The organism is Streptomyces colwelliae (assembly GCF_048158785.1).
In the GTDB taxonomy this organism is placed as follows: domain Bacteria; phylum Actinomycetota; class Actinomycetes; order Streptomycetales; family Streptomycetaceae; genus Streptomyces.
Genome location: NZ_JBLTJC010000956.1, coordinates 1 through 454, shown reverse-complemented (window position 1 = coordinate 454; position 454 = coordinate 1). Strand labels below are relative to the sequence as shown.

The 454-nt window shown below is 74.2% G+C and carries 1 protein-coding gene; it reads right to left on the bottom strand.

Annotated elements, in window-relative coordinates; all coding sequences use genetic code 11:
- Nucleotides 1-454, bottom strand: a 454-nt coding sequence (locus ACNFOC_RS55345) for a hypothetical protein (RefSeq protein WP_416966438.1), incomplete at both ends; no start/stop codon positions are given.

Below are 454 nucleotides of genomic sequence, written 5' to 3'. Positions count from 1 at the left end.
GCCTTCAGCCGCTCGCGCATCGCCTTGGCGAAGGCGGCCTCGGGCCGCCGCTCCCGCGCGAAGACCGGGATCCCGAGCGGCTCGCCGGCCGCGTCGGTGGCGACCGCCCGGGTCCGCTGGGCCACGACGGCCCGCCACGCCTTCGGCGCGAGATAGAGGCCCTCGCCGCCCTCAGCGCGACCGCCGCGGGGCGCACGGCGGGCGCCCGCCTCCTCCATCTGCTCGTAGAAGGCGTCGACCCGGGCCTGCGTCCCGTCCTCGACGACCAGGCGAGCCCCCGGCACGTAATCGAGCAGGGTGACGAGACGCGGATAGTAGCGCTCCAGGCGGTGCTCCTGCCCGGTGAAGGGCTCGAAGCTCTGGCTGGAATCCGGGGCGAGGACGATCTCGGTGGCCGGGTCGATCACCAGATCCGCGACCTCGGCGACGGAGCGCTGCGAGATCGGATCGTAGG